Source organism: Dactylosporangium sp. NPDC051485, assembly GCF_040682015.1.
Classification (GTDB): domain Bacteria; phylum Actinomycetota; class Actinomycetes; order Mycobacteriales; family Micromonosporaceae; genus Dactylosporangium.
In genome coordinates, this window is sequence record NZ_JBFAZW010000025.1 from 1 (window position 1) to 21,613 (window position 21,613).

The following is a 21,613-nucleotide window of genomic DNA, read 5'->3' on the forward strand; positions in this document are numbered from 1 at the left end:
GAGGACGCCCGCCAGGCCGTGGAGGGGCTGCAGGCGGCCGCGCGGCGGGGCGAGCTCGAGGCGGTCCGGGCCGCGGCCGGGCCGCTCCACGGGGCGCTGGAGGCGGCCGAGCGCGGCCTCGACGACCTCTGCGACCGCATCGTGGAGCGCCGCGAGGTGCTGCAGTCGATCGTCGCCGCGCTGCCCGGCACCGGCTTCCAGGTCGACCCGGCCAGCTACCGCGAGGGCGCGGACGGCGCCCTGGAGCTGCGCGCGTACGGCCACGCCGGCCAGGCCTTCGCCGTGCTCGTGCGGGACAACCCCGACGCGCGCACCGAGGTGCTCTACACCACCGACGCGATGGCCGGCGAGGTCGCCGCGGGCGAGCCCGGGCGCTCGTGCGCGCCGCTGCTGGACATCATCGAGCGGCTCAGCGAGGAGACCCGCGGCGACGGCTTCGAGCCGGGCGCGGTGCGCTGGGACGACGCCGACGACCCGGACCGCCCGCCGCCGGCCGGCCGGGCCGTGCCGCCAGGACAACAGGGCCACACCGGGCAACAGGGCCGCACCGCGCGGGGCGCCGCGTGACCGCCGCCGCCGAGGGCCTGCGCGCCGCCCCGTGGCTGGTGCGCGCCTACCAGGAGCTGCAGCGCCACCGCCATCTCATCGTGCACGGCAACGTCGACGACGTGGTGCGGTGGAACAACCGCTACGAGCCGCTGGCCGCGGTGCTCGGCGAGTTCCTCACCATGACCGGCTACCGCGCCGTGGGCCGCTACAGCCTGGTGGACGGCATCACGTACCGCGACGAGGCCATGCGCGGCACCGCCGAGCCGCTGACCGCCGCGCCCGTGCCGCCCGCGCCCGAGCCCGTCCCGGCCCAGTCGTCGTCGCGTCAGGCCTGGAACCCGTTCGCGGCCGCCCCACCGGCCGGCGCGGGCCGCGAGGACGCAGGCAGGGCGGACAGGGTGGCGCGCGCCGACGAGAGCCTGCAGCGGGCGATCCGCACCGCGCCCCCGGCCCAGCCGCGCACGACGCCCGACGCGCTGGGCGCGATCCGCCGTTTGATGACCCAGACCGAGGCCCCGGTGGCGATGGTCATCGACTCGGCCGACCTCATCGTCGGCGCCGCCGGGCAGCTCGACGAGCACCACCGCGCCAACGTCGCGCACCTGCGGCACATGCTCACCGAGGCGGCCGTCGCGCCGTGCGGCCCGGGCCTGCGCAACGTCGTCGTGCTGGTGGTGCGCGACCTCGGCGAGCTGCCGGCCTGGCTCACCGAGCGGCCGGACGTCGCGGCCGTGCTCGCCGAGCGGCCCGGCCCGGCCGAGCGCGCCGACGTGCTGGCCGGGCAGATCGGGCGTTTCCACCGGGCCGTCGAGGCCCCCGCGGCGGTACTGCACCAGGCCGTCGCCACCCTGGCCAACCTCACCGACGGCATGACCGTGCGGGACATCCAGACGCTGGAGGTCACCTCGCGGCTCACCGGCATCGGCCCGGGCGCGCCGCGACGGCTGGTCGCCCGGCACCGCTTCGGCGTGCGCGACGACCCGTGGGAGCAGCTGGACATCGACAAGGTCCGGCAGGCCGAGCAGATGCTGGGCGCCCGGGTCATGGGCCAGCCGGCGGCCGTGCGCGCGGTCGCCGACGTGCTGGTCAACGCCCGCGTCGGGGTCGACTTCGTGGCCGGCGACGCGGAGACCGGCAACCGGCCCAAGGGTGTGTTCTTCTTCGTCGGCCCGACCGGCGTGGGCAAGACGGAGCTGGCCAAGGCGATCGCCGAGCTGGTCTTCGACGACGAGTCGGCGCTGCGCCGCTTCGACATGAGCGAGTTCAGCCAGGAGCACGCGAGCGAGCGGCTCACCGGCGCGCCGCCCGGGTTCGTCGGCCATGAGCAGGGCGGCGTGCTCACCAACTGGGTGCGGGAGCGGCCGTTCAGCGTGATCCTGTTCGACGAGATCGAGAAGGCCCACCGCAAGGTCTTCGACAAGTTCCTGCAGATCATCGACGACGGCCGGCTGACCGACGGGCACGGCCGCACGGCGTACTTCTCCCACTCGATCGTCATCTTCACCTCGAACCAGGGCGCCGCCACCCTGCACCGCTCGCATCCGGGCGGGGTGCCGCCGTACCAGTTCGTGCAGGAGCATTTCCACCAGGCCGTGGGCCGCTTCTTCACCGAGGACCTGCAGCGCCCCGAGCTGCTGGGCCGCCTCGGCAGCGGGGTGGTCGTCTTCGACATCCTGCGCGAGCAGGTCATCCGCAGCATCACCGACAAGTTCCTGGGCCAGATCACCGCGTCGGCCGCCGCGCGCGGCTACGAGCTGGTCTTCGACGCCCCGGCGATCCACCGCGCGATCGTCGAGCACGTCATGACCAGCGGCGCCGCCCTGGGCGCCCGCCCGATCCGCGACCCGCTGCTGGAGCAGTGGATCCGCGTGCCGCTCAACCGCTGGATCATGGCCAACGCCCCCGGGCCGGGCACGCGCATCCTCGTGCACCGCACGGCTTCCTCGCCGCCGTTCGGGATCCAGCGGTACCCCGGGGAAATCGGCGAAGGCGAGCACCCGTGACCGCCCCGGAGGAGCCCGACCCGCAGCTGCTCATCGCCGAGATCGCCCGCTTCGAGAGCCTCGACGAGCTCGACGCCGGGCAGTTCCGCGCCTACGCCGAGGCCGAGACCACGCTGGAGAACCTGCTCCTGGGCCACTCGGCGGCGCTGACCGCCAACTGCGAGCACCACGAGGCGGTCGGCCTGCTCGACCAGGTGCTGGAGCTCAACCGCACGCTGCGGCGCATCGCCGAGCGGGAGCGGCTGCGGATCAACGACGACGACTGCGAGGAGTCGCGCGACCTGGCGCAGTGGCGCGACCTCGCCGACGGCCTGATCCTCATCGTGGAGGGCGCCCGGCTGATCAACCTGGCCGAGGCCCGGCGGCTGGCCAGCGACCTCGACGGGGCGGCCCAGCTGATGAGGGAGTCGCTGGAGTACTACGGCGCCCTGGCCGACAGCGAGCTGCCCCAGGCGGGGGTCGGCGAGCTGCGCCGGCGCATCGGTCTGGCCCACCTCACGCTGTACTCCGCCATCGCCGAGAGCCGCATCGGCAGCTACCGCGGCGCGCACGACGCACTGGACGAGGTGCGGGTGGTCTACGAGGAGCTGCTCGCCGACGCTCATGAAATCGAGGAGCCGGAGGAGCCGTTTCGCACCATCCTCGCCGAGGTGGTGCGCGAGCTGACCTCGGCGCTGGTCGACGTCACCACCCTCGGCGCGGTCAACGACATGCTCCAGGCCGCCCAGGACGGCCGGTTCCTGGAGGTGATCGACAACGGCCGCGCGGCCGTGCAGTCGTTCGAGACCTCGATCCTGGCCGCCCGCGCCGCCGGGCCCAACCGCAACATGGTCGCGCTGCGGCAGATGGAGCTGGAGTACGTGCGCGGCTGGGTCCACCTGGCCGGCGCCGAGACCGCGATGGACCGCGCCGACTGGGACGCGGCGGTGTCCGGCATCCGGACCGCCCGGGAGCACTGGGCCACCATGTCCCGCCTGGGCCTTCGTAACCTGCACGTCGGCGTGCTGGCCCAGCGGCCCGACAGCACCAGCCACGACTTTCTGCTGCAGGGCGCCATGCGCCGCCTCGAGCGCGACCGCCGCCTGCGCGCCGAGATCGACGACCTGCGCGAGTCCCTGCACCGCAGCCAGCTGAGCAACATCCAAGTCATCGCGAGCGCGAACGCCGCAGCCGAGAACCGACGGGAGACCACGATGGGCGACACCAACCACTTCAACGGCCCGGTGAACGTCGCCGGCGCCCTGGGCAGCCACAACCGGGTCGGCCCGGTCCACCAGGTCCAGCACCAGCCGCAGGCCGCCGGGACTGACCTGCGGGTGCTGGCCCGCCAGCTCGAGGACCTCGCGGAGGTGCTCGGCGCCGGCCCCCGCAGCCCCCGTGAGCTGGAGTCCGTCGAACTCGTCCGTCAGGCAACGGCAGCGGCGAAGCGCGGCGACGAGGCCGGGGTGCGCGGCTTCCTGGCGGGGGCGGGGCGCTGGATCCTCGACGTCGCCGAGAAGGTCGGCCTCGAGGTGGCCGTCGCCGTGATGCGCCAGAGCCTTGGCGCGTGAAGTACCGAACGAGATACGAGGAGCGTCGATGACCACGCCGCAGGACCCATACGCCGACGACCCGCGCCCGTCCTACGACCCGCCGGAGCCGACGACCCAGAACCCTTTCGCCGCGGCCGCGGACCGCCCGAACCAGTCGGCGGCGCGCCCGAACGCCTCCGCCGACCGGCAGAACCCGTTCGCCGCCGCGACGGCCCCGCCGGCCAACGGCGGCACCCCCCGCACGGCCACCACCCCGCCGGCCGCCACGGTGCCGCCGGTGACCTCGGCGCCGCCCGCCAGCTCCGTGCCGCCCTCCTACACGCCGCCGCCGGCCACCTCGGTGCCCCGCCAGTCGCCGCCGAACGACGGGCTGCGGATCAGCCTGCCGAACCTGCAGTCGGACAGCCCGGCACCGATCCCTTCGCGGAGCATGGCCGACCCGATGCCGCTGCCCATCCCCGGCCAGGGTGGTGCCCGCGGCGACTCGCTGGTCCGCATCGGGCTGTGGGGCTCCGGCCGGTCGGGCAAGAGCACCTACCTGGCCGCCCTGCCGCTGGCGGCGATGCAGGGCCGTCACGGTACGTGGGTCGTGGCCGGCACCAACGAGGTCGCCGCGCAGTTCCTCAACGCGAGCGTGAGCCAGCTTGCGGGGGACCGGCACTTCCCGGCGAGCACGACGAGCATGGACGGCATCAGCTGGACCTTCCACGGCACGCCACCGCCCGGCGGGTTCAACTCGATCCTGCGCTCCATCGGCGTGCGGCGCCAGACCGACGTGAGCTTCACGCTGGACCTCTACGACCCGCCGGGCCAGTACTACCGCTCCAACAACGTCGACCCGGAGGCGCTGGACCACCTCGCCAACTCCAACGGGCTGATCTACCTCGTCGACCCGGTCATGGAGGGCAAGCGCGACGGCGACGACAGCTTTCAGTACTTCTACGGCGCCCTGCAGCTGCTCACCGCCCGGATGGCCGCGGAGGGCCGGCTGGTGAAGGGCCGCCTGCCGCACGCCATCGCCGTGTGCGTGACCAAGTTCGACGACGAGAACTTCTTTCGCCGGCTGGTGACCCAGACCGACCTGGTCACCCAGGACTCGGACGGCCATCGGCTGCCGCGCGTGCCGCAGGAGCGCTCGCAGGAGTTCTTCGACTGGGTCTGCGCCCGGGTGCTCGGCGGGTCCGCGGGCATGGTGCAGGAGGGGCTGCGGGCGCACTTCCTGCCCGACCGCATCCAGTACTTCGCCACGTCGTCCGTCGGCTTCCGGCTCAACCACAACCAGATCTTCGACTTCCGTGACTTCAGCAACGTCGTGCAGCGGGCCGGCCAGCGCGACGAGGTCCGGGACCGCCCGCGCCCGATCAACGTGCTCGAGCCGCTCATCTTCCTCGAGCAGCGCATCCGCGCCGGGCGCCGGTAGGTCCGCACATGTCACACATGCCCCTCGCCTCGGCCGAGCGCCGGGGCACGGTGGTCACGGACTGGGCGCTGTACAGCAAGGTGCCCGGCCGGAAGATGGACTACGAGATCCGCGCGGCCAGCATGGACGCGGCTCTGGCCGAGCGCTGCATCCGCTCGGTGCTGGCCGGCACGCCGGAAGGCCGGGCCGAGGGCCGGCCGGAGGCGCTGCCGTGGTACGGCTTCACCGGGCGGCTCGGCGACCGCCCGGCCTTCGCGCTCATGGAGCTGAGCTGGAGCGAGGAGCGCGACTTCACCGGGCAGCCGATCACGCCCGCCCGGCTGCTGGTGGCCGATCACGCCGGCGCGGCCCGGGAGTCGCTGACGTGCACCCGGCTGGCCGCGGCGCTGTTCGAGATTCGCTGGCGTGACATCCACGCCGGCCCGCCCGGCATCGGGGACCGCCCGATGCGGCTCATCCTCGGCGCGGCCGACGCCCCGGCCGCCGACGTCGAGCGCCTCGGGGTGGACTTCGTCGGCACCGTCGCCGCGCTCGTGCTCGACGGCGCGCAGATCGTGTTCACGGCGGCCGAGCACCAGTACCCGGCGGTGGCCGAGCGGCTGCGGATCCTCGACGCGGTGTACGCCCTGCTGCCGTACGCCTACCGGCACTACCTCAGCGCGGCCACGTGGGCCAGCCACCGGGCCCGGCACCGGATCTCCCTGACGTTCGCCGAGCGGGCGGCGACCGGCCAGGTCGAGGTGCCGCTGGACGGCCGGGCCATGCCGCAGCCGCAGAGCGACGAGGCGCAGGCCTACGCGCGGGTGCTGGCCGGGCTGCTGAAGAAGGGCAAGACCGTCACGCAGATCGCGCAGCACCTCGCCGCGCAGACCCAGCTCGACCTGTGTCGCGGCCCGGCCGACGCGGTCGACCTGCTGCAGCGGATGGACCTGCCGGGCCTGGTCCTGCGGGCGATCGAGGACGGGCGGGCCGACCTCGGCGAGGTCGCCGCCGTGCTGGACCGCTTCCGTTTCGAGGGCCTCGACGACGAGCACATGCGGCAGCGGTACTGCGGATACCTGCTCGACAAGGTCGTGCGTGACGGCGCGGACGCGGCGCCGGCGTGGACGGTCCTGGCCGGCGCGTGGTCGCCGTACGTGGCGGCGGCGCTGACCGACCGGCTCTACGCCGCCCTGACCGCGGGCGACCGGGCGGCCCTCGACCGGCTGGCGGCGCTGCTCGCCGGCCTGCCGCCGGACGCGGCGAAGCAGGTCGTCCGGCGGCTGACCGCGGCGGTCGCGGCGCACCCGCGCCCGGAGGACATCGCCGCCCACACCGCCGTGCTGGCCCAGCTCAGCTCGGACGTCGGCAACGACGAGGAGGTGCACCGGACGTTCCTGCTCAACGCGCCCGCGGGCATCGAGCTGGCGCTGTGCCTGTTCGGCACCGCACGCGCGCTCGAGCAGGTGCTCGCGCGGTGGGAGCCGCTCGCCACCGGCGACGAGACGCGGTGGGCCCGCCCGATCATCGCGGCCGCGCGCGGCGAGATGACGAGCACCAGCGGCGAGGACTTCGTCTGGCTCAACGAGCTGCTGCCGGAGGCCACCCTCACCGTGATGACCCTCGCGTCGCGCAACGACCGGCTCGTGCCGCTGTTCCAGGTGCACTCGGGCGCCCTCGCCACCCTGGGGCAGCGGCTGCGCCTGACCGGCAGCGAGGAGTCCAGGGCGACGTTCCGCGCCCGCCTGATCGAGCTGCGCACGGCGCTCTACACGGATGTCGGCCGGTTGCGGGCGGCGGACTTCAAGGATCACGGCCGGCTGGACGTGGTGCTGATGCTGGCCGGGATGGACTCGTGGGGCGTGCTGAACCTGACCAGGCTGCCGACCGCCTTCCTCTCGGCGATGGGCCAGCTCTGGCGGAACAAGGTGCTGGACCAGGTTCGCCCGTACCTGGTCCAGCAGCTGGAGGCCGCGCTGGTCGCCCGGGGCGGCCAGCTGCGCGACAACGAGGACGTGTACGACGTGGTGGGCGTCGTCGATCGGGTCGAGCCGTCGCTGCGCCCGCGGGCGGCCGCCCTGATCAGCGCCTACCTGGGCACGAACATCGAGCAGCGCAATGCCCTCGAGCTCAGCCTGGACTGGGCCGCGCTCATCGATCCCTGGCTGCGGCGCATCGTGGACCTGGCCCGCGTGTGCGCGGACCCCGGCAGCACCCTGCACCAGGTCGTCAGCGTGCTGAGGACGCTGATGGACGAGCCCGTTGTGGACTACGCGCAGGTGCTGGACGCGCTGCGGCCGTGGCTGCAGCCCGGGCGCGAGGTCGACGCCATCCAGCTGATCCGGGCGTTCCGGTGGTCGGGGGACGCCCAGCAGGAGGAGTTCGGCCAGGTGCTGCTGGACAGCCTCACCAATCCGGGCGGCCCGCTGCGGCAGTTCGCGCCGCACTTCAACAACGAGGTGCGGGCGATGACCCGCGTGCTGGAGGAGGTGCGGCGCTCCGTCGACCGGTACCAGCCCCCGTCCGCCCAGCCCGCCCTGGCCGACCGGCCCTGGTCGCAGCAGGCCCGTGTACCGCACCAGGCCCTGCCCCAGGTCCCGCCGCAGCCCAAGAAGGGCAAGAAGAAGAGGTTCGGGTTCTTCGGCGGCTCCACCGGCGGCGAGGAGCAGCTGTGACGCGCGAGCAGTCGGGGCGGCGTGCCGGCCGCCGGCGCGGGTAGGGGCGGCGATGACGGTCGGCACCCCGACGGTGATCGCGGACTGGGCGCTGTTGAGCAAGGTGCCCGGCCGGACCATGGACAGCGAGATCTGCGCGGCCAGCATGGACCCGGGCGCGGCGGAGCGGTGCGTCCGCACGCTGCTGGCCGGCACCGCGGACGGCCCGGCGCCCGGGCGGCCCGAGGCCCTGCCGTGGTACGGCTTCACCGGGCGGCTCGGCGACCGGCCGGTGCTCGGGCTCATGGAGTTCGGCTGGAGCGACGAGCTCGACGGCACCGGCCGGCCGATCACCCCGGCCCGGCTGCTGATCGCCGACTTCGACGGGGCCGCCCGCGGCGCGCTGACCTACACCGGGCTGGCGGCCGCGCTGTTCGACCTGGGCTGGCGCGACGTGCACACCGGCCCGCCCGGCGTCGGCGACAACCGCATGCGCCTCGCCCCGCCGCCGCTCGACGTCGCGACCCTGGTCCGCGACATCGAGAGCCTCGGCGTCGAGTTCGTCGCCGGGATCGCGGCGCTGTTGCTGGACGGCGCGCAGGTGGTGCTGACCTCGTCCGCCGGCCAGTACCCGTCGGTGGTCGAGCGGATCCGGCTGTTCGACGCGGTCTGCGCGCTGCTGCCGTACGGCTACCGGGCCCAGCTCACCGCGGCCACCTGGGCCGGGCACCGGGCCCGGCACCGGATCTCGCTGACGTTCGCCGAGCGGGCGGCGGAGGGCCAGCGCGAGGTTTCGCTGGACACGTGGGCCGTGCCCGCGCCGCGCACCGCGCCGGCGGAGGCCTACCTGCGCACGCTGGCCGCCCTGCTGCGCCGGGGCCGCAGCGTCGAGCAGCTCGTGCAGTACCTCATGACGCAGCGCGAGCCCGAGCGCAACCGGGACGCGGCCGACGTGGCCGGCCTGCTGCAGCGGCTGGACCTGCCGGCGGCGGTGCTGCAGGCGATCCGCGCCGGGCGGGCCGGCCTCGGCGACGTGCTCGACGTGCTGCGCCGCCTCGGCCTGGAGGGGCTCGACGACGACGAGATGCGCCAGGTGTACTGCGGGTTCCTGGTCGACCGGGCCGCCCGGCCCGGCCCGGAGGCGGACCCGGCGGGGCGCGCGCTCGCCGAGCTGTGGTCGCCGCCCGTGACCCGGGCGCTCGCTGAGCGGGCCCGCGCGCTGCTGTCCGACGGTGACCAGGAGGGCCTGCGCCGGCTGGCCGAGGTGGCCGGCGCCCGGCCCGGCGCCGCCCGGGCGCTCGTGGGCCTGCTCACCGACGAGGTCGTGCAACAGCCCCGCCCGGCCGGCATCGCCGCCTACGTCGGGCTGCTCGCCCACCTCGACCCGGAGGTCGCCGGCGACCCCGACCTGCACCGCCGGTTCCTGAGCCGCCCGGAGGCGGGCGTCCAGCTGGTGGCCCACCTGATGAAGCGGCCCGGCGCCGTCGCGCCGGTGCTCGCCCTGTGGGAGTCGCTCGTCACCGACGACACGCGGTGGGCCCGGCCGATCGTGGCCGTGGTGGGCGGCGACCTCGCCGCCGTCGCGCCGCCCGACCTCGCCGCGCTGCGCGGGGGCGGGGCGGACGCGGTGCTCACGCTGCTGGCCGTCGCCGAACAGCACGAGCGGCTGGCCGAGCTGTTCCGCCTGCACTGGCGCGACTTCGCCGGGCTGGCGGCGCGGCTGGGCGGCGGCGAGGCGGACGAGCGGCGCCGGGCGCTGCTGCGCGGGCACCTGGCGACGCTGCGAGCCCAGCTGCGGCCGAAGAAGGACCTCGACGCCATCGGCCGGCTGGACGTGCTGGCGCTGCTGAGCGACCAGCGGCCGGAGACCCTGCTGTCCCTGCGCGGCCTGCCCGAGCCCTATCTCGACGGGATGCAGCAGGCGTGGCGCTTCCCTGCGCTGCGGCCGGCGAAGGAGCGGCTGGTCGAGCGGCTGCGGGAGGCGCTCACCACCCGCGCGGCCCGGATCGGCGACGAAGCCGAGGCCCGCGACCTGGTCGCCGTCGTCGACCGGATCGAGCCGTCGCTGCGGCCGTGGGCGGCCGGCCTCATCGGCACCTACCTCACCGCCAATCCGGACCAGCGCGCCTCGCTCGAACTGAGCCCCGAATGGCGCGCCGCCATCGATCCGTGGCTCGCGGGCCTGACCGACCTGGCCCGCGTGTGCGCCGATCCGGCCGCCCCGCCGCGGGAGGTGCTCAAGACGCTCTGGTCGCTGCTCGAGCAGCCGGAGCTGCACCACGAGCAGGTGCTGGAGGCGCTGCGGCCGTGGCTGCGGCCCGGCCGCGAGAGCGCCGTCATCGACCTGATCGGCTACCTGCGGCTCTCGCCGAACGCCGGGGCCGGGCACAAGGCGTTCGGCGAGGCGCTCCAGGCCCGCGCCATCGATCCGGCCGGTCCGCTGCGGGAGTTCGCGCCGGACTTCATCGCCGCCGTCCGGTGGATGGCCCCGCTGCTGCAGCAGGTGCTCGCCGCGGCGGACCGGGCCGCACCTGCGTCCGTCCCGCCCGGCCGGGCGGCGCCACCGCCCGTCGCGCCGGAGCGGCCGCCACCCGGCCGCCGGCAGCGCTCGTCGTTGCGCTGGCTCTTCGAGGCTGCGGGGCCGCGCGTCGGCGCGAACGGGGACGGCAACGACGGGGAACGCGGGCGGGGCGCACGCGGCAGTGGGGAACGAGGAACAACTCCCGAGGAGCAAGCATGAACCAGCAATTGTCGCGGCCGCTGCGGGCGGTCCTCGCCGTCCTCGTCGGGCTCGGCGCGGCGGCGGGGCTTGCACGGCCCGCCGCCGCCGCGCCCGGGCGCGACGAGATATTCGGCCTTCTCGAGGTCGACCGGGTACCGGCCGACTACGTGATACTCGTCGACACCTCCGGGTCGATGACGACGAACAACCTCTACGGCAACGTGAAGAGCACGCTGCGCACGTTCGTCGCCGGGCTGACCCGGACCGACCACGTGGCGGTGTACACCTTCGACAACACCCCGACGGCGCGCTACATCGGGCGCGGCGGGGACCCCGACCGGATCATCGGCGCGTTGCCGGACACGCCCAGCCAGAACTCGACGGACATCGGGGCCGCCCTCGCCAAGTCCCTCGACGAGCTCGAGCGCGCCGATGCCTCCCCGGTCGCCTCCGTCGTGCTGATCACCGACGGCGCCCACGAGCCGCCGGCCGGCTCGCTGTACCCGGTGAGCACCGACGCGCCCTCGTGGAAGGCGCTCACCGACCGGGCCGGCAAGCTCAAGGCCGGCTCCGTGCACGGCTACGCGCTGCCGCTCACCCGCACCGCCACCACCGGCGCGGCGCTGCTGGGCCTCGTGTTCAAGTCCACCGACACGCTGGACCCGAACCAGATCGCCGACATGGGGGAGTACCTCGACCGCAGCAAGCAGCGCACCCGGGTGGAGAAGGCGCGGCTGGCCCTGGCCGGCGACGTCGGCAAGGGCGTGACCGCCACCTGGACCGCCCCGGCCGGGGCCGACCTCGGCTCCGGCGACGCGGCCGTGAAGCTGACCCTGCGCTCGGACGCGGCGAAGATGCCGCTGACCGTCACCGGCCTCGCCGTGCGGGCCGACGGCGGCCCGACGCTCACCGGGGACGTGCCCGACCGGGTGGACCTGCGCCCGGGCGAGAGCAAGTCGTTCGACCTGCGCCTGCACTGGGCGCCCGGCGCCGGCCCGGTGCCGTACCACCGGGAGCGCTCGGCGACGGCCACGCTGAGCCTGCAGGGCGCGGTCGCGTCGGACTGGGCCGCGCCGCTGGCCCCCGACATCGCGCTGAACGTGCCCGCCGCCCCGGCCGTCCAGCCGGCCCGGGTCGAGGCCACCGCCTCGGTCGGCACCTGGATCGTGCAGGGCGTGGCCGCCGGGCTGGTGCTGGTCCTGCTGGTGGTGCTGGGCGTGCTGTTCGCGACCCGCCGGCCGAGGCAGTCCGGCACGCTGCTCGCCCTGGACACCACCACCGGGCTGGAGCAGGCCCGCTTCGAGCTCAGCGGCCGCAAGTCCCGCCTGGAGGGGCGGGGCCTGCAGGGCGAGGCCGAGGTGATCGCCAAGCGGGTGCCGCGCGGCTTTGCCAACCGGGAGGGGCTGGAGTACGTCATCAAGTACCGCCGCGCCGAGCACACCCAGGTCAGCAGCCTGCCGTCGCGCGGCACGGTGCTCATCAACGGCGTGAACTTCGAGCACGTCATGGACGAGCGGGCCCGCTGAGCGGGACTGCGAATCGCTCGCGACCCCGCCGCGTGGTGCCAGGTCAGGAGTAGTCGGCGACGATCCGCCGCGCGGCGCCGTCGACGGTGATCGTCCCGCCGTGCGGCAGGATCCACTGCGGCCGGGTGCGGCCGAAGGGGACGCCCGCGCAGACGACCGCCCCCGGGTTGTACCGCTGGATCGTCGCCAGCACCACGTCGCGCTGCTCGGCGCGCAGCCGGGCCCGCTCGGCCGCGTCCGGGCGGCGGTCGAGGCCGGAGACCGGCCGCCGGCGCAGAGCCGCGACCGCGGGCGGTGATGTATCGACGATGTGCGTGCCGTGTGCCGCCCCCTCATAACCTGCGGCGGTATGGGGTACGTCGCGTTCGGGGCCCGGGTCCTGCTCTGCCTGACCTTCGCGGTGGCGGGGGTGGCGAAGCTGCGCGACCGGGCGGGCGTGCGGCGCTCCCTCGCGGGGCTGGTGCCGGTCCCCGTGTCGCCGGCCGCGGTGCCGGTCGGCGGGCTGCTGGTGGTGCGGGCCGACGGCATCGTGGACCTCTTCGCCGCCGGCCCGGCGTACACCCGCTGATGGCCGCGCTGCTCGTCGCGCTCACGGTGCCGGCCTTCGCGGTGGCCGCGGCCGTCGCGTGGGTCCGGGTGCGGTACCTCGTCGTGACCGTCCGCGGGCCGAGCATGGAGCCGACCCTGCTCAGCGGCGACCGGGTGCTGGCCCGCCGGGCCGGCCTCGGCCAAGTCCGGGCCGGCGACATCGTCGTCCTCGGCGCGCCCGGCCGGGCCGCCGACGGGATCATCAAGCGCGCGGTGGCGGTGCCGGGCGACCCGGTGCCCCGCGCGAGCGTGCCCGCCCTGGCCGGCGTGGCGGAGGCGACCGTGCCCGCCGGCAAGCTCGTGATCGTCGGCGACGGCGTGCAGAGCTCCGACTCCCGCCAGCGCGGCTACGCCGACGGGACGCAGGTCATCGGCGTGATGGTGCGCCGGCTTGCCGCGGGCCGGTAGCGCCCGGCGTCAATGCCCGACCGATGTTTCCAGCCGGTGGCGGGGTCTTTACATTCTCACGCCCGTTTGCGAGCTTTGCATCAGATGTTGAACGACGGCTTGCAATTTTCGCTGCAATATCTGTCGGCATACGGGGAGCAATCGTGAAATTTCGACTGCTGGGACCGGTTGGTGCCTGTCGCGGCGAGGAGAGCCTGCCGCTGGGGCCGAGCAAGCAGCGGTCGCTGCTGGTCACCCTGCTGCTCGACCGCGGCCACGTGGTGCCCATGGAGCGGCTGCTCGAGGCGTTATGGGACGGCGAGCCACCCAACTCGGCGGTCTCCAACATCCGCACCTACGCGTCCCGGCTGCGCGGCACGATCGTCGACGAGTGGCGCCGGCCCCGGGTGCTGGGGCGCAATCCGGGGTACCTCATCGAGGCCGACGAGGACGAGCTGGACACGGCCGTGTTCGCCAACCTCACCGGCGCCGGGTACACCACGCTCACCGCCGGCCAGCCCGACCGGGCGGCCCGCTACTTCCGGGAGGCGCTGGACCTGTGGCAGGGCGCGGCGGGGGAGGACGTGCCGCGGTCGCGGTACCTCGACCGGCGCCTGTCCGCCCTGGACGAGCAGCGGCTCGCCGTCGTCGAGGAGTGGATCAACGCGCGGCAGCAGGCCCACGACGACGCCGACCTCATCGCCGACCTGCGCCGGCTCACCGAGACCCATCCGCTGCGCGAGCGCCTCTGGGGCCATCTCGTGCTGGCGCTGTACCGCGTCGGCGATATCGGCGCGGCGCTCGCCGCCTTCCAGCGCGCCCGCACGGTGCTCATCGAGGACCTCGGGGTCGAGCCCGGTCCCGACCTGGTCCGGCTGCACCAGGCGGTGCTGGCCCGCGACCCCGCGCTGGGGCGCCCGGCCGCCTACCCGCGCGCGGAGCGCCGCCCGGCGGCGAGCGTGCGCCCGGTGGCCGCCATGTGGACCCCGCGCGAGCTCCCGGTCGCCGCGCCGGCCCTGATCGGCCGCGATCGCGAGGTCGCCTCCGTCGTGGCCACCGTCGCGGCGCGCTGCGGGGAGGACGGCGGCCCGGCCGGCGTGCCGGCCGTCGTGGCGATCCACGGGCCGGGCGGGGTGGGCGCCTCGGCGGTGGCCGTCCGCGCCGCGACGGAGCTCATTGCGCTGTTCCCGGACGGGCAGCTGTACGCCGACGTGCGCGCGGCCGTCGTGATCAACCCGGCCACCGGCATCGCGGGGATCCTCGGCCGGTTCCTGCGCGCCCTGGGCACGCCCGCGGGGCAGGTGCCCAGCGGCGTGGACGAGGCGGCGGCCCGCTTCCGCTCGGCCTCGGCCGACCGGCGGCTGCTCATCCTGCTCGACAACGCCGCCGACGAGGCCCAGGTGCGCCCGCTGCTGAGCGCCAGCAGCGGCAGCGCGGTCATCATCACCAGCGCGCGCAAGCTGGCCGCGCTCGACGCCACGGCGCACGTGGAGGTGGCACCGCTCAGCGACCGCGACGCGGCCCGGCTGCTGGCCACCATCGCGGACGTCGACGGCGCCGAGCAGTCGCTGCGCACCCTCGTGGACCTGTGCGGCGGGCTGCCGCTCGCCCTGCGCATCGTGGCGGCCCGGCTGGCCTGCGCGCCCGAGGTACCGCTGGAGCGTCTCGCCGCGCAGCTGGTGCACGAGCGCCGCCACCAGCGCGCGCTGGCCTGCGGCGACCTGCGCATCTCGTACCGGTCCGCGGCCGCCTGACGACCGCGGCGAGGCCCCGAGGGGGCCTGGTTTGCGGCCGCGTGACGACCGCTGCGGGTGCCCCGAGGGGGCCTGGTTTGCGGCCGCGTGACGACCGCTGGGGTGCCCCGAGGGGGCCTGGTTTGCGGCCGCGTGACGACCGCTGGGGTGCCCCGAGGGGACCTGGTTTGGTGGCCGCCCGACGACCGCGGCGGTCCCTGGGGAAGGGAGCCGCCGCGGCGCCGGTGCCTGCCTCAGAAGCCGGTGCCTGCCTCAGCAGACGAAGTTGCAGACGGTCTTGCAGGCCGCGGCGACCCAGTACTGGCAGCAGCGGTAGTAGCCGTAGCCGCCCTGGCACGGGCCGGAGTACGGCCCCGAGGTGGTGCAGCCGCCGCAGGCCGCGGCGGTCTTCTTCGGCGCGACCTTCGCGAGCATCCGGTCGGCCAGCGAGGTGATCGACATGGTCTGTCTCCTTGCAGCTGAGGGAAACGGGACGCGGCGACCGTAGCCACGGCGCGTACATCGACGAGTGTTTTCCTGCACACCCGCGACCGGTCCGGTATATCGGCCGCGTGCGCCCGGTGTATCCACCGCGCATAACGTGCCGCCCATGCCGTTCCTCGTTGCCGCCGTAGCGCTCGTTGGCCTGCTGTGCCTGCTCGACCTGCTGCTCACCGTCGGGGTGGTGCGCCGCCTGCGGGAGCACACCGAGCAGCTGGCGCTGCTCGCGGCGGGCGCGGGCGGCGGGGGCGGGGCCCTGCCGGTCGGCGCCACCGTCCCGGCCTTCGAGGCCGTCTCGACCGCGGGCGAGCGGATCGCCTTGGACGACCCCGACGGCACGGTCGTCGGCTTCTTCTCCACCACGTGCGCGCCCTGCGAGCAGATGCTGCCCGACTTCGTCGACTACGCCGCCTCGCTGCCCGGTGGCCGCTCCCGGGTGGTGGCCGTGCTCGTCGGCGAGGAGGGCGAGGGCTCCGTCAAGGCGGCCGCGCTGGCCGGCGTGTCCCGGGTGGTGACCGAGCCGCGCCCGGGCGCGCTCGCCGCCGCCTTCGGCACCAGTACCTTCCCGACCGTGTACGTCGTGAGCCCCGACCGCAGCATCGTGGTGAGCGGCCACGGCATGGAGGCGCTGCGCAATCCGGTCCTGCCCGCAGGAGTGGCGGGATGAACCTGCGCCCCGCCCTCGGCCTCTACGCGCGGGCCGCCCCGGGGCCGCTGGCGCTGCGGGTGGCGACGGCGGCCGCGGCGGGCCTGATCCCGGTGCTGAGCGCCTGGCTCACCCGCGAGCTGATCAACCAGCTCGTCGCCCACCGCGCGTCCGGCGCCTGGCTGGCCACGGCTGGCCTGGCCGCCAGCGGGGCGCTCTTCGCGGTACTGCAGCACGTGTCGCGGTACGCCGACCAGGAAATCGCCCGCCGGGTCACCCTGCGCACCCAGGCCGACCTGTTCACCGCGCTGGCCCGCCGCCCCGGCCTGGCCGAGCTCGAGGACCCGCAGTTCCAGGATCGGCTGCGCCTGGCCCAGCGCGTCGGCCAGGGCGGCCCGCAGCAGCTCGTCGGCGCGTTCTTCGGCCTGGCCCAGTCCGGCCTGCTCGTCGCCGCCTTCCTGGCCACGCTGGTCGTCGCCGCTCCCGCCGTCGCCGCCCTGGTGCTGTTCTCGGCCCTGCCGATGCTGTGGGCCCAGCTGCGCCTGTCCCGCCGCAGCGTGGACACCAGCCTGCGGATCACGCCGAACCTGCGCCGACAGATGTTCTACTCGATGCTGCTGCTGGACACCCGGGCGGCCAAGGAGATCCGCCTCTTCGGCCTCGGCGCCTTCCTGCGCGGCCGGATGCTCGGCGAACTGTCCCAGGCCCAGGCGGGCGAGCGCGGCCTGGACCGGGCCACCCTGGGCGTCAACGGCCTGCTGTCCCTGCTGACCGGCGCGGTCTCGGCCGCGGCGCTGCTCGTCCACGTCGGGCGGATCGCCGCCGGCCACGGCAGCGTGGGCGACATGGCGGTGCTGATCGCCGCGCTGGCCGGCGTGCAGAGCGGGCTGGCCGGCATCGTCACCGACATCGCCACGGTCAACGAGTTCCTGCTGCTCTTCGGCCACTACCGGCACGTCACCACCGTCGCCGAGCCGGCCGTCGCGGCCCCCGGCGACCTGCCCGCGCTGCGCGGCGCGATCGTGCTGCGCGACGTGTGGTTCCGTTACCACCCCGAGCACGACTGGGTGCTGCGCGGCGTCGACCTGACCATCCCGGCCGGCGAGTCGGTGGCGCTCGTCGGGCTCAACGGCGCCGGGAAGTCGACCCTGGTCAAGCTGATCTGCCGGCTCTACGAGCCGACCCGGGGCACCATCACCTGGGACGGCGTCGACCTGGCCGCCTGCGATGTGGCGCAGCTGCGCCGCCGCGTCGGCGTGGTGTTCCAGGACTACATGAGCTACGAGCTGAGCGCCGCCGAGAACATCGCGCTCGGCGACCTCGGCGCGCTGGGCGACGAGCCGCGCCTGCGCGCGGCCGCGGCCGAGGTCGACCTGGACGACACCCTGTCGGCCCTCCCGCGCGGCTACCGGACCATGCTGAGCCGCGTCTACGAGCCCACCGACGACCCCACGGCCGGCGTGGTGCTTTCCGGCGGCCAGTGGCAGCGCCTCGCGATCGCCCGCGCGGTCCTGCGCGGCGGCGCCGACCTGCTCATCCTGGACGAGCCGTCGGCCGGCCTGGACGCGGCCGCCGAGCACCTGATCCACCAGAGCCTGCGCCGGCTGCGCGAGGGCCGCAGCAGCCTGCTGATCTCGCACCGCCTCAACGCGGTCCGCGCCGCCGACCGCATCGTGGTGCTCGACGGCGGCGTCATCGCCGAGCAGGGTACCCACGACGCGCTGATGACCCTGGACGGCGCCTACGCCGCCCTGTTCCGCACCCAGGCCGGCGGCTACCAGCTCGAAGCCGTGCAGTAGGCACCGCGGCCCGGCGTGGCCGCAGGGCCGCTGTCGCCGAGCTCCTCGGCGCGGCGCCACGGCGCGGAGTGCAGAATCGACGTCGGTGGCGGCGCCCAGACAGGCTGAGGACCATCGCACTGGGCGCCGCCCTGCCCGGCCGGCGCACGGCCACCTACCGAGCGTCCACGAGTGAAGCCACCGACGCCGCGATCAGCACCTCGACCAGGATTCCGCCGCGATCGTCTCGCTTCACCACTGCCACTGTGCGGTATTTGCCAGTAAGTTGCAACAGTGGAGCGCCGGCCGGCCGCTCGTGTTCGTCCCTCACTCGTGAAGTAGGTCCCCATGGGTTCCCCCGACACCATTGCCGAGGACGGCTCCGGGCTGACCCGGTTCCGGCGCAGCCTCAACCGCACCGACTGGCGGTCCTTGAGCGGCATGGCCGCGTTCATCGCCCTGCTGCACGTCGTCGGCTTCGGCGTGCTGTTCGGGCTGGTCGCGCCGGAGCACTTCCAGCTCGGTGGCGACCATCCGGTCTTCACCGCCGGCGTCGGCCTGCTGGCGTACACGTTCGGCCTGCGCCACGCCTTCGACGCCGACCACATCGCCGCGGTCGACAACACCACCCGAAAACTCATGGCCGACAACACCGGCATCCCCGGCGCGCGCAAGCCGCTGTCCGTCGGGTTCTGGTTCTCCCTCGGCCATTCCACCATCGTGTTCGGCCTGGCCTTCCTGCTCTCCGTGGGCGTGAAGACCCTCGCCGGCCAGGTCGAGAACGACGACTCCGAGCTGCACTCCGTCACCGGCGTCATCGGCGCCTCCGTGTCCGGGGTGTTCCTGTGGATTCTCGGCGTGCTCAACCTGGTCGTCCTGGTCGGCATCATCCGCGTCTTCCGCCGCATGCGGGTCGGCGACTACGACGAGCAGGCCCTCGAAGACCAGCTCAACAAGCGCGGCTTCATGAACCGCATCCTCGGCGGCCTCACCCGATCCGTGCGCAAGCCGTGGCACATCTACCCGATCGGCGTGCTCTTCGGCCTGGGCTTCGACACGGCCACCGAGGTCGGGCTGCTCGTCCTGGCCGGCGGTGCCGCCGCGTTCAACCTGCCGTTCTACGCCATCCTCGTGCTGCCGATCCTGTTCGCCGCCGGGATGTGCCTGATGGACACGATCGACGGCGTGTTCATGAACGCCGCCTACGGCTGGGCGTTCGCCAAGCCCGTCCGGAAGGTCTTCTACAACATCACGATCACGTCGATCTCCGTCGCGGTGGCGCTGATCATCGGCACGATCGAGCTCATCGGGGTGCTCGCCGACCAGGCCGGCATCACCCACGGCCCCCTTGCCGCGATCGCGGACATCCCCCTGGACTATGCCGGCTACGCCATCGTCGGGCTGTTCGTCCTCGCCTGGGCCGTCGCGATCGCCGTGTGGAAACTCGGCCGCGTCGAAGACCGCTGGACCGCGCGACTCGCCCCCGCGCCGGATGATTCGCCCTGAGCTTCGCTTGCCCACTCGCAGCGCCCCACGCCGCCCGTATCCAACCGGCGTCGAAGGCGAACGCGCAGATGCCCCGGACCTGTCGGCCCGGGGCATCTCGATCTCCACTCGAACGGGCCGCCCCCGAGTCCCGGCCGGCCGAGCTGGAGACGTCAGCCCAGCGTGGCCGCCTTGCGCAGCAGCACTGAGCGTTCGCGCTGGTTGGCGCACAGCCGGGCCGCCAGCTCCAGCTCGGCGCGCGCTTCCGGGCGCCGTCCGAGTCGGGCCAGCAGCTCACCGCGGACGGTCGGCACCAGGTGCGAACCGGGGAGCCGATCCGAGGCGATCAGCTCGTCCACGATGGCCAGCGCTTGCGCCGGGCCCGAGGCCATGGCAACGGCGACCGCCCGGTTGAGCTCGACCACCGGCGAGGGTGCGACCCGGCCGAGTGCCTCGTAGAGCACGACGATCCGGTCCCAGTCGGTTGCCTCGACGGAGAGCGCCGACGCGTGGGTGGCGGCGATCGCGGCCTGCAGGCCGTAGGGGCCGAGGCCGCGAGTCGACGCCTTGGCCAGCGCCGCCAGCCCACGGCGGATCGCCGAGAAGTCCCACCGCCGCCGGTCCTGGTCCTCGAGCAGGACCGGCGAGCCGTCCGCGGCGGTCCGGGCCGGGAAGCGCGCGGCCGTCAGCTCGCACAGCGCGAGCAGGCCGTGCACCTCCGGCTCGGCCGGCTGCAGCGCGGCCAGCGTGCGGGCCAGCCGGATCGCCTCGTACGCGACCTCGGGGCGCAGCAGCCGGTCGCCCGACGTGGCTGTCGACCCCTCGCTGAAGATCACGTAGATGACGCTGAGCACGCCACCCAGCCGCTCCCGGCGCTCGGCGGCCGGCGGCAGCTCGAACGGTACCCCGGCCGCCGCGATCGTCTTCTTGCCCCGGGTGATGCGGGCCTGCACGGTCGGCACGGGCACGAGGAACGCGCGGGCGATCTCCTCGCTGGACAGGCCGCCGACCACGCGCAGGGTCAGCGCCACCCGGGCCTCGGGCGAGAGCACCGGGTGGCAGCTGATGAACATCAGCGCCAGGATGTCGTCGTCGATCCGGTCGGGGTCGGGTTCTTCGTCGACCGCCGCGTCGGCCGCCAGCAGGGCGTAACGGTCCTGGAGGGCGGTCCGGCGGCGGATCGCGTCGATCGCCCGCCGCCGGGCCGTGGCCATCAGCCAGCCGGCGGGATTCGCCGGAGCGGCGAGCGGCCACGACACCAGCGCCTCGGCCACCGCCTCCTGGGCCGCGTCTTCGGCCAGCCCGAAATCGCCGGTGAACCGGGTCAGCGCGGCGACGATCCGCGCCGACTCGATCCGCCAGACGGCCTCGACGTCGGCCGTACCCATCAGATCTGGCCGTTGCTCTCGAGCCCGGACCCCGCGGTCTCCAGCGGCGTCTCGTCGTCGCCGGCCACCCGCCGGACCTCGATCTTGGCCCCGGTGACCGTCGGGATCCGCTTGGCCCACTCGACCGCTTCCTGCTTCGAAGCGACGTCGAGCAGGAAGTAGCCCCCGAACAGTTCCTTGGTCTCGCCGTACGGCCCGTCCGTGACCACCGGGGTCTCGCCGCTGAAGTCGACCACGACGCCCTGGCGCGCATCGTCCAGTCCTTCGGCCGCGACGAACACGCCGGCCTTGACCAGGTCCTCGATGTACTTGTAGGTCGAGGCCGCCAGCTCCTCGAACCCGGCCAGCAGGGCCGCGTTCGACTCGTCGGTGCCCCGCATGATCAGCATGTACTTCGCCATCGTGTTCTTCTCCTCCGGCGGGGCCGTCCCTCGGCCCTCGCACCCACACGTCGAACGAGCGGCTAGCGGATCGACACGGCCCCGGAGAATCTTTCACCGCGCCGCGGCCGATCCCTGCGGCCCGCGTTTTCGCCCGTCAGGCCGGCCCTGAGCGATGGCTGACGCGGGCGCCCTGCTGATCGGGAAGCTTATCGTCGCAGCTCTGGGAGGCGGCGGTACACCTGGCAGATCGGACGACAGGAGCTGTGACACCAGGATTTGTCCGGGCCCGCAGGTGCGACTTCTCCCGGCCTGACCGCGTCCCTCGCCGTTGCGCACAAA

General features: G+C 74.3%; 16 protein-coding genes and 1 pseudogene. 13 read left to right on the forward strand and 4 right to left on the reverse strand.

Annotated features, from left to right (window positions below; all coding sequences use genetic code 11):
• From AB0M46_RS16750 to AB0M46_RS16780, 7 genes are all read left to right on the forward strand, one after another.
• The coding region (locus AB0M46_RS16750) for a hypothetical protein (protein WP_363336789.1) at positions 1-567 on the forward strand (567 nt) is incomplete at its 5' end.
• Entirely contained in the window at positions 564-2,552 is a 1,989-nt protein-coding gene (locus AB0M46_RS16755; protein ID WP_363336791.1) for an AAA family ATPase, read from the forward strand. The genes AB0M46_RS16750 and AB0M46_RS16755, both read left to right, overlap by 4 nt.
• Positions 2,549-4,102 carry a hypothetical protein gene (locus AB0M46_RS16760; RefSeq protein WP_363336792.1) on the forward strand — a complete coding sequence of 518 codons (1,554 nt, stop codon included), beginning with the start codon at positions 2,549-2,551 and terminating at the stop codon, positions 4,100-4,102. The genes AB0M46_RS16755 and AB0M46_RS16760 overlap by 4 nt, the downstream gene beginning before the upstream one ends.
• A gap of 28 nt (positions 4,103-4,130) precedes the next feature.
• Positions 4,131-5,504 carry a hypothetical protein gene (locus AB0M46_RS16765; RefSeq protein WP_363336794.1) on the forward strand — a complete coding sequence of 458 codons (1,374 nt, stop codon included), beginning with the start codon at positions 4,131-4,133 and terminating at the stop codon, positions 5,502-5,504.
• An 8-nt stretch (positions 5,505-5,512) separates the two neighbouring features.
• Entirely contained in the window at positions 5,513-8,158 is a 2,646-nt protein-coding gene (locus AB0M46_RS16770; protein ID WP_363336796.1) for a hypothetical protein, read from the forward strand.
• Between the two features lie 52 nt (positions 8,159-8,210).
• Entirely contained in the window at positions 8,211-10,877 is a 2,667-nt protein-coding gene (locus tag AB0M46_RS16775; protein WP_363336798.1) for a hypothetical protein, read from the forward strand.
• Positions 10,874-12,385, forward strand: a complete 1,512-nt coding sequence (locus AB0M46_RS16780) for a vWA domain-containing protein (RefSeq protein WP_363336800.1) — start codon at positions 10,874-10,876, stop codon at positions 12,383-12,385. The genes AB0M46_RS16775 and AB0M46_RS16780 overlap by 4 nt, the downstream gene beginning before the upstream one ends.
• A 43-nt stretch (positions 12,386-12,428) precedes the next feature.
• On the opposite strand, the pseudogene AB0M46_RS16785 reads toward AB0M46_RS16780, so the two are convergent.
• Positions 12,429-12,629, reverse strand: a pseudogene (locus AB0M46_RS16785) (LD-carboxypeptidase); the annotation flags it as partial.
• Between the two features lie 105 nt (positions 12,630-12,734).
• Between AB0M46_RS16785 and AB0M46_RS16790 the strand changes: the two are divergent.
• The 3 genes from AB0M46_RS16790 to AB0M46_RS16800 all read left to right on the forward strand — a co-directional run bounded on the left by AB0M46_RS16790 (position 12,735) and on the right by AB0M46_RS16800 (position 15,114).
• A complete protein-coding gene (locus AB0M46_RS16790; RefSeq protein WP_363336802.1) occupies positions 12,735-12,953 on the forward strand; it encodes a hypothetical protein in 219 nt (72 codons plus the stop codon).
• Positions 12,953-13,381, forward strand: coding sequence for a signal peptidase I (lepB, locus tag AB0M46_RS16795; protein ID WP_363336804.1), 429 nt, complete (start codon positions 12,953-12,955; stop codon positions 13,379-13,381). Before AB0M46_RS16790 ends, lepB begins: the two co-directional genes overlap by 1 nt.
• A 143-nt stretch (positions 13,382-13,524) precedes the next feature.
• Positions 13,525-15,114 (forward strand): BTAD domain-containing putative transcriptional regulator, encoded by a 1,590-nt coding sequence (locus AB0M46_RS16800; protein ID WP_363336806.1) that lies wholly within the window; start codon positions 13,525-13,527, stop codon positions 15,112-15,114.
• 252 nt (positions 15,115-15,366) lie between these two features.
• Here AB0M46_RS16800 and AB0M46_RS16805 read toward each other — a convergent pair whose 3' ends face one another.
• Entirely contained in the window at positions 15,367-15,555 is a 189-nt protein-coding gene (locus tag AB0M46_RS16805) for a hypothetical protein (protein WP_363336808.1), read from the reverse strand.
• 148 nt (positions 15,556-15,703) lie between these two features.
• Here AB0M46_RS16805 and AB0M46_RS16810 point away from each other — a divergent pair, with 148 nt between their 5' ends.
• The 3 genes from AB0M46_RS16810 to AB0M46_RS16820 all read left to right on the forward strand — a co-directional run bounded on the left by AB0M46_RS16810 (position 15,704) and on the right by AB0M46_RS16820 (position 19,524).
• Positions 15,704-16,261, forward strand: coding sequence for a TlpA disulfide reductase family protein (locus AB0M46_RS16810; protein WP_363336810.1), 558 nt, complete (start codon positions 15,704-15,706; stop codon positions 16,259-16,261).
• Complete coding sequence (locus AB0M46_RS16815; RefSeq protein ID WP_363336812.1) at positions 16,258-18,039, forward strand: ABC transporter ATP-binding protein; 1,782 nt, start codon at positions 16,258-16,260, stop codon at positions 18,037-18,039. Before AB0M46_RS16810 ends, AB0M46_RS16815 begins: the two co-directional genes overlap by 4 nt.
• A 327-nt stretch (positions 18,040-18,366) precedes the next feature.
• The gene (locus AB0M46_RS16820; RefSeq protein WP_363336814.1) at positions 18,367-19,524 is read left to right on the forward strand and encodes a HoxN/HupN/NixA family nickel/cobalt transporter; all 1,158 of its coding nucleotides are present in this window, start codon (positions 18,367-18,369) and stop codon (positions 19,522-19,524) included.
• Positions 19,525-19,676: 152 nt separating this feature from the next.
• Here AB0M46_RS16820 and AB0M46_RS16825 read toward each other — a convergent pair whose 3' ends face one another.
• On the reverse strand, positions 19,677-20,891 hold the full coding sequence (locus tag AB0M46_RS16825; RefSeq protein ID WP_363336816.1) for a sigma-70 family RNA polymerase sigma factor: 1,215 nt from the start codon (positions 20,889-20,891) through the stop codon (positions 19,677-19,679).
• Positions 20,891-21,292 carry a YciI family protein gene (locus AB0M46_RS16830; protein WP_363336818.1) on the reverse strand — a complete coding sequence of 134 codons (402 nt, stop codon included), beginning with the start codon at positions 21,290-21,292 and terminating at the stop codon, positions 20,891-20,893. The genes AB0M46_RS16825 and AB0M46_RS16830 overlap by 1 nt, the downstream gene beginning before the upstream one ends.
• Positions 21,293-21,613: the final 321 nt, after the last annotated feature.

What these genes read in the sequence shown, in the direction of transcription:
- AB0M46_RS16765 (WP_363336794.1), top strand. Translation starts at nt 4,131, where the DNA reads ATGACCACGCCGCAGGACCCATACGCCGACGACCCGCGCCCGTCCTAC.
- AB0M46_RS16805 (WP_363336808.1), bottom strand. Translation starts at nt 15,555, where the DNA reads ATGTCGATCACCTCGCTGGCCGACCGGATGCTCGCGAAGGTCGCGCCG.
- AB0M46_RS16825 (WP_363336816.1), bottom strand. Translation starts at nt 20,891, where the DNA reads ATGGGTACGGCCGACGTCGAGGCCGTCTGGCGGATCGAGTCGGCGCGG.
- AB0M46_RS16770 (WP_363336796.1), top strand. Translation starts at nt 5,513, where the DNA reads ATGTCACACATGCCCCTCGCCTCGGCCGAGCGCCGGGGCACGGTGGTC.
- lepB (WP_363336804.1), top strand. Translation starts at nt 12,953, where the DNA reads ATGGCCGCGCTGCTCGTCGCGCTCACGGTGCCGGCCTTCGCGGTGGCC.
- AB0M46_RS16810 (WP_363336810.1), top strand. Translation starts at nt 15,704, where the DNA reads ATGCCGTTCCTCGTTGCCGCCGTAGCGCTCGTTGGCCTGCTGTGCCTG.
- AB0M46_RS16820 (WP_363336814.1), top strand. Translation starts at nt 18,367, where the DNA reads ATGGGTTCCCCCGACACCATTGCCGAGGACGGCTCCGGGCTGACCCGG.
- AB0M46_RS16830 (WP_363336818.1), bottom strand. Translation starts at nt 21,292, where the DNA reads ATGGCGAAGTACATGCTGATCATGCGGGGCACCGACGAGTCGAACGCG.
- AB0M46_RS16790 (WP_363336802.1), top strand. Translation starts at nt 12,735, where the DNA reads ATGGGGTACGTCGCGTTCGGGGCCCGGGTCCTGCTCTGCCTGACCTTC.
- AB0M46_RS16775 (WP_363336798.1), top strand. Translation starts at nt 8,211, where the DNA reads ATGACGGTCGGCACCCCGACGGTGATCGCGGACTGGGCGCTGTTGAGC.
- AB0M46_RS16780 (WP_363336800.1), top strand. Translation starts at nt 10,874, where the DNA reads ATGAACCAGCAATTGTCGCGGCCGCTGCGGGCGGTCCTCGCCGTCCTC.
- AB0M46_RS16815 (WP_363336812.1), top strand. Translation starts at nt 16,258, where the DNA reads ATGAACCTGCGCCCCGCCCTCGGCCTCTACGCGCGGGCCGCCCCGGGG.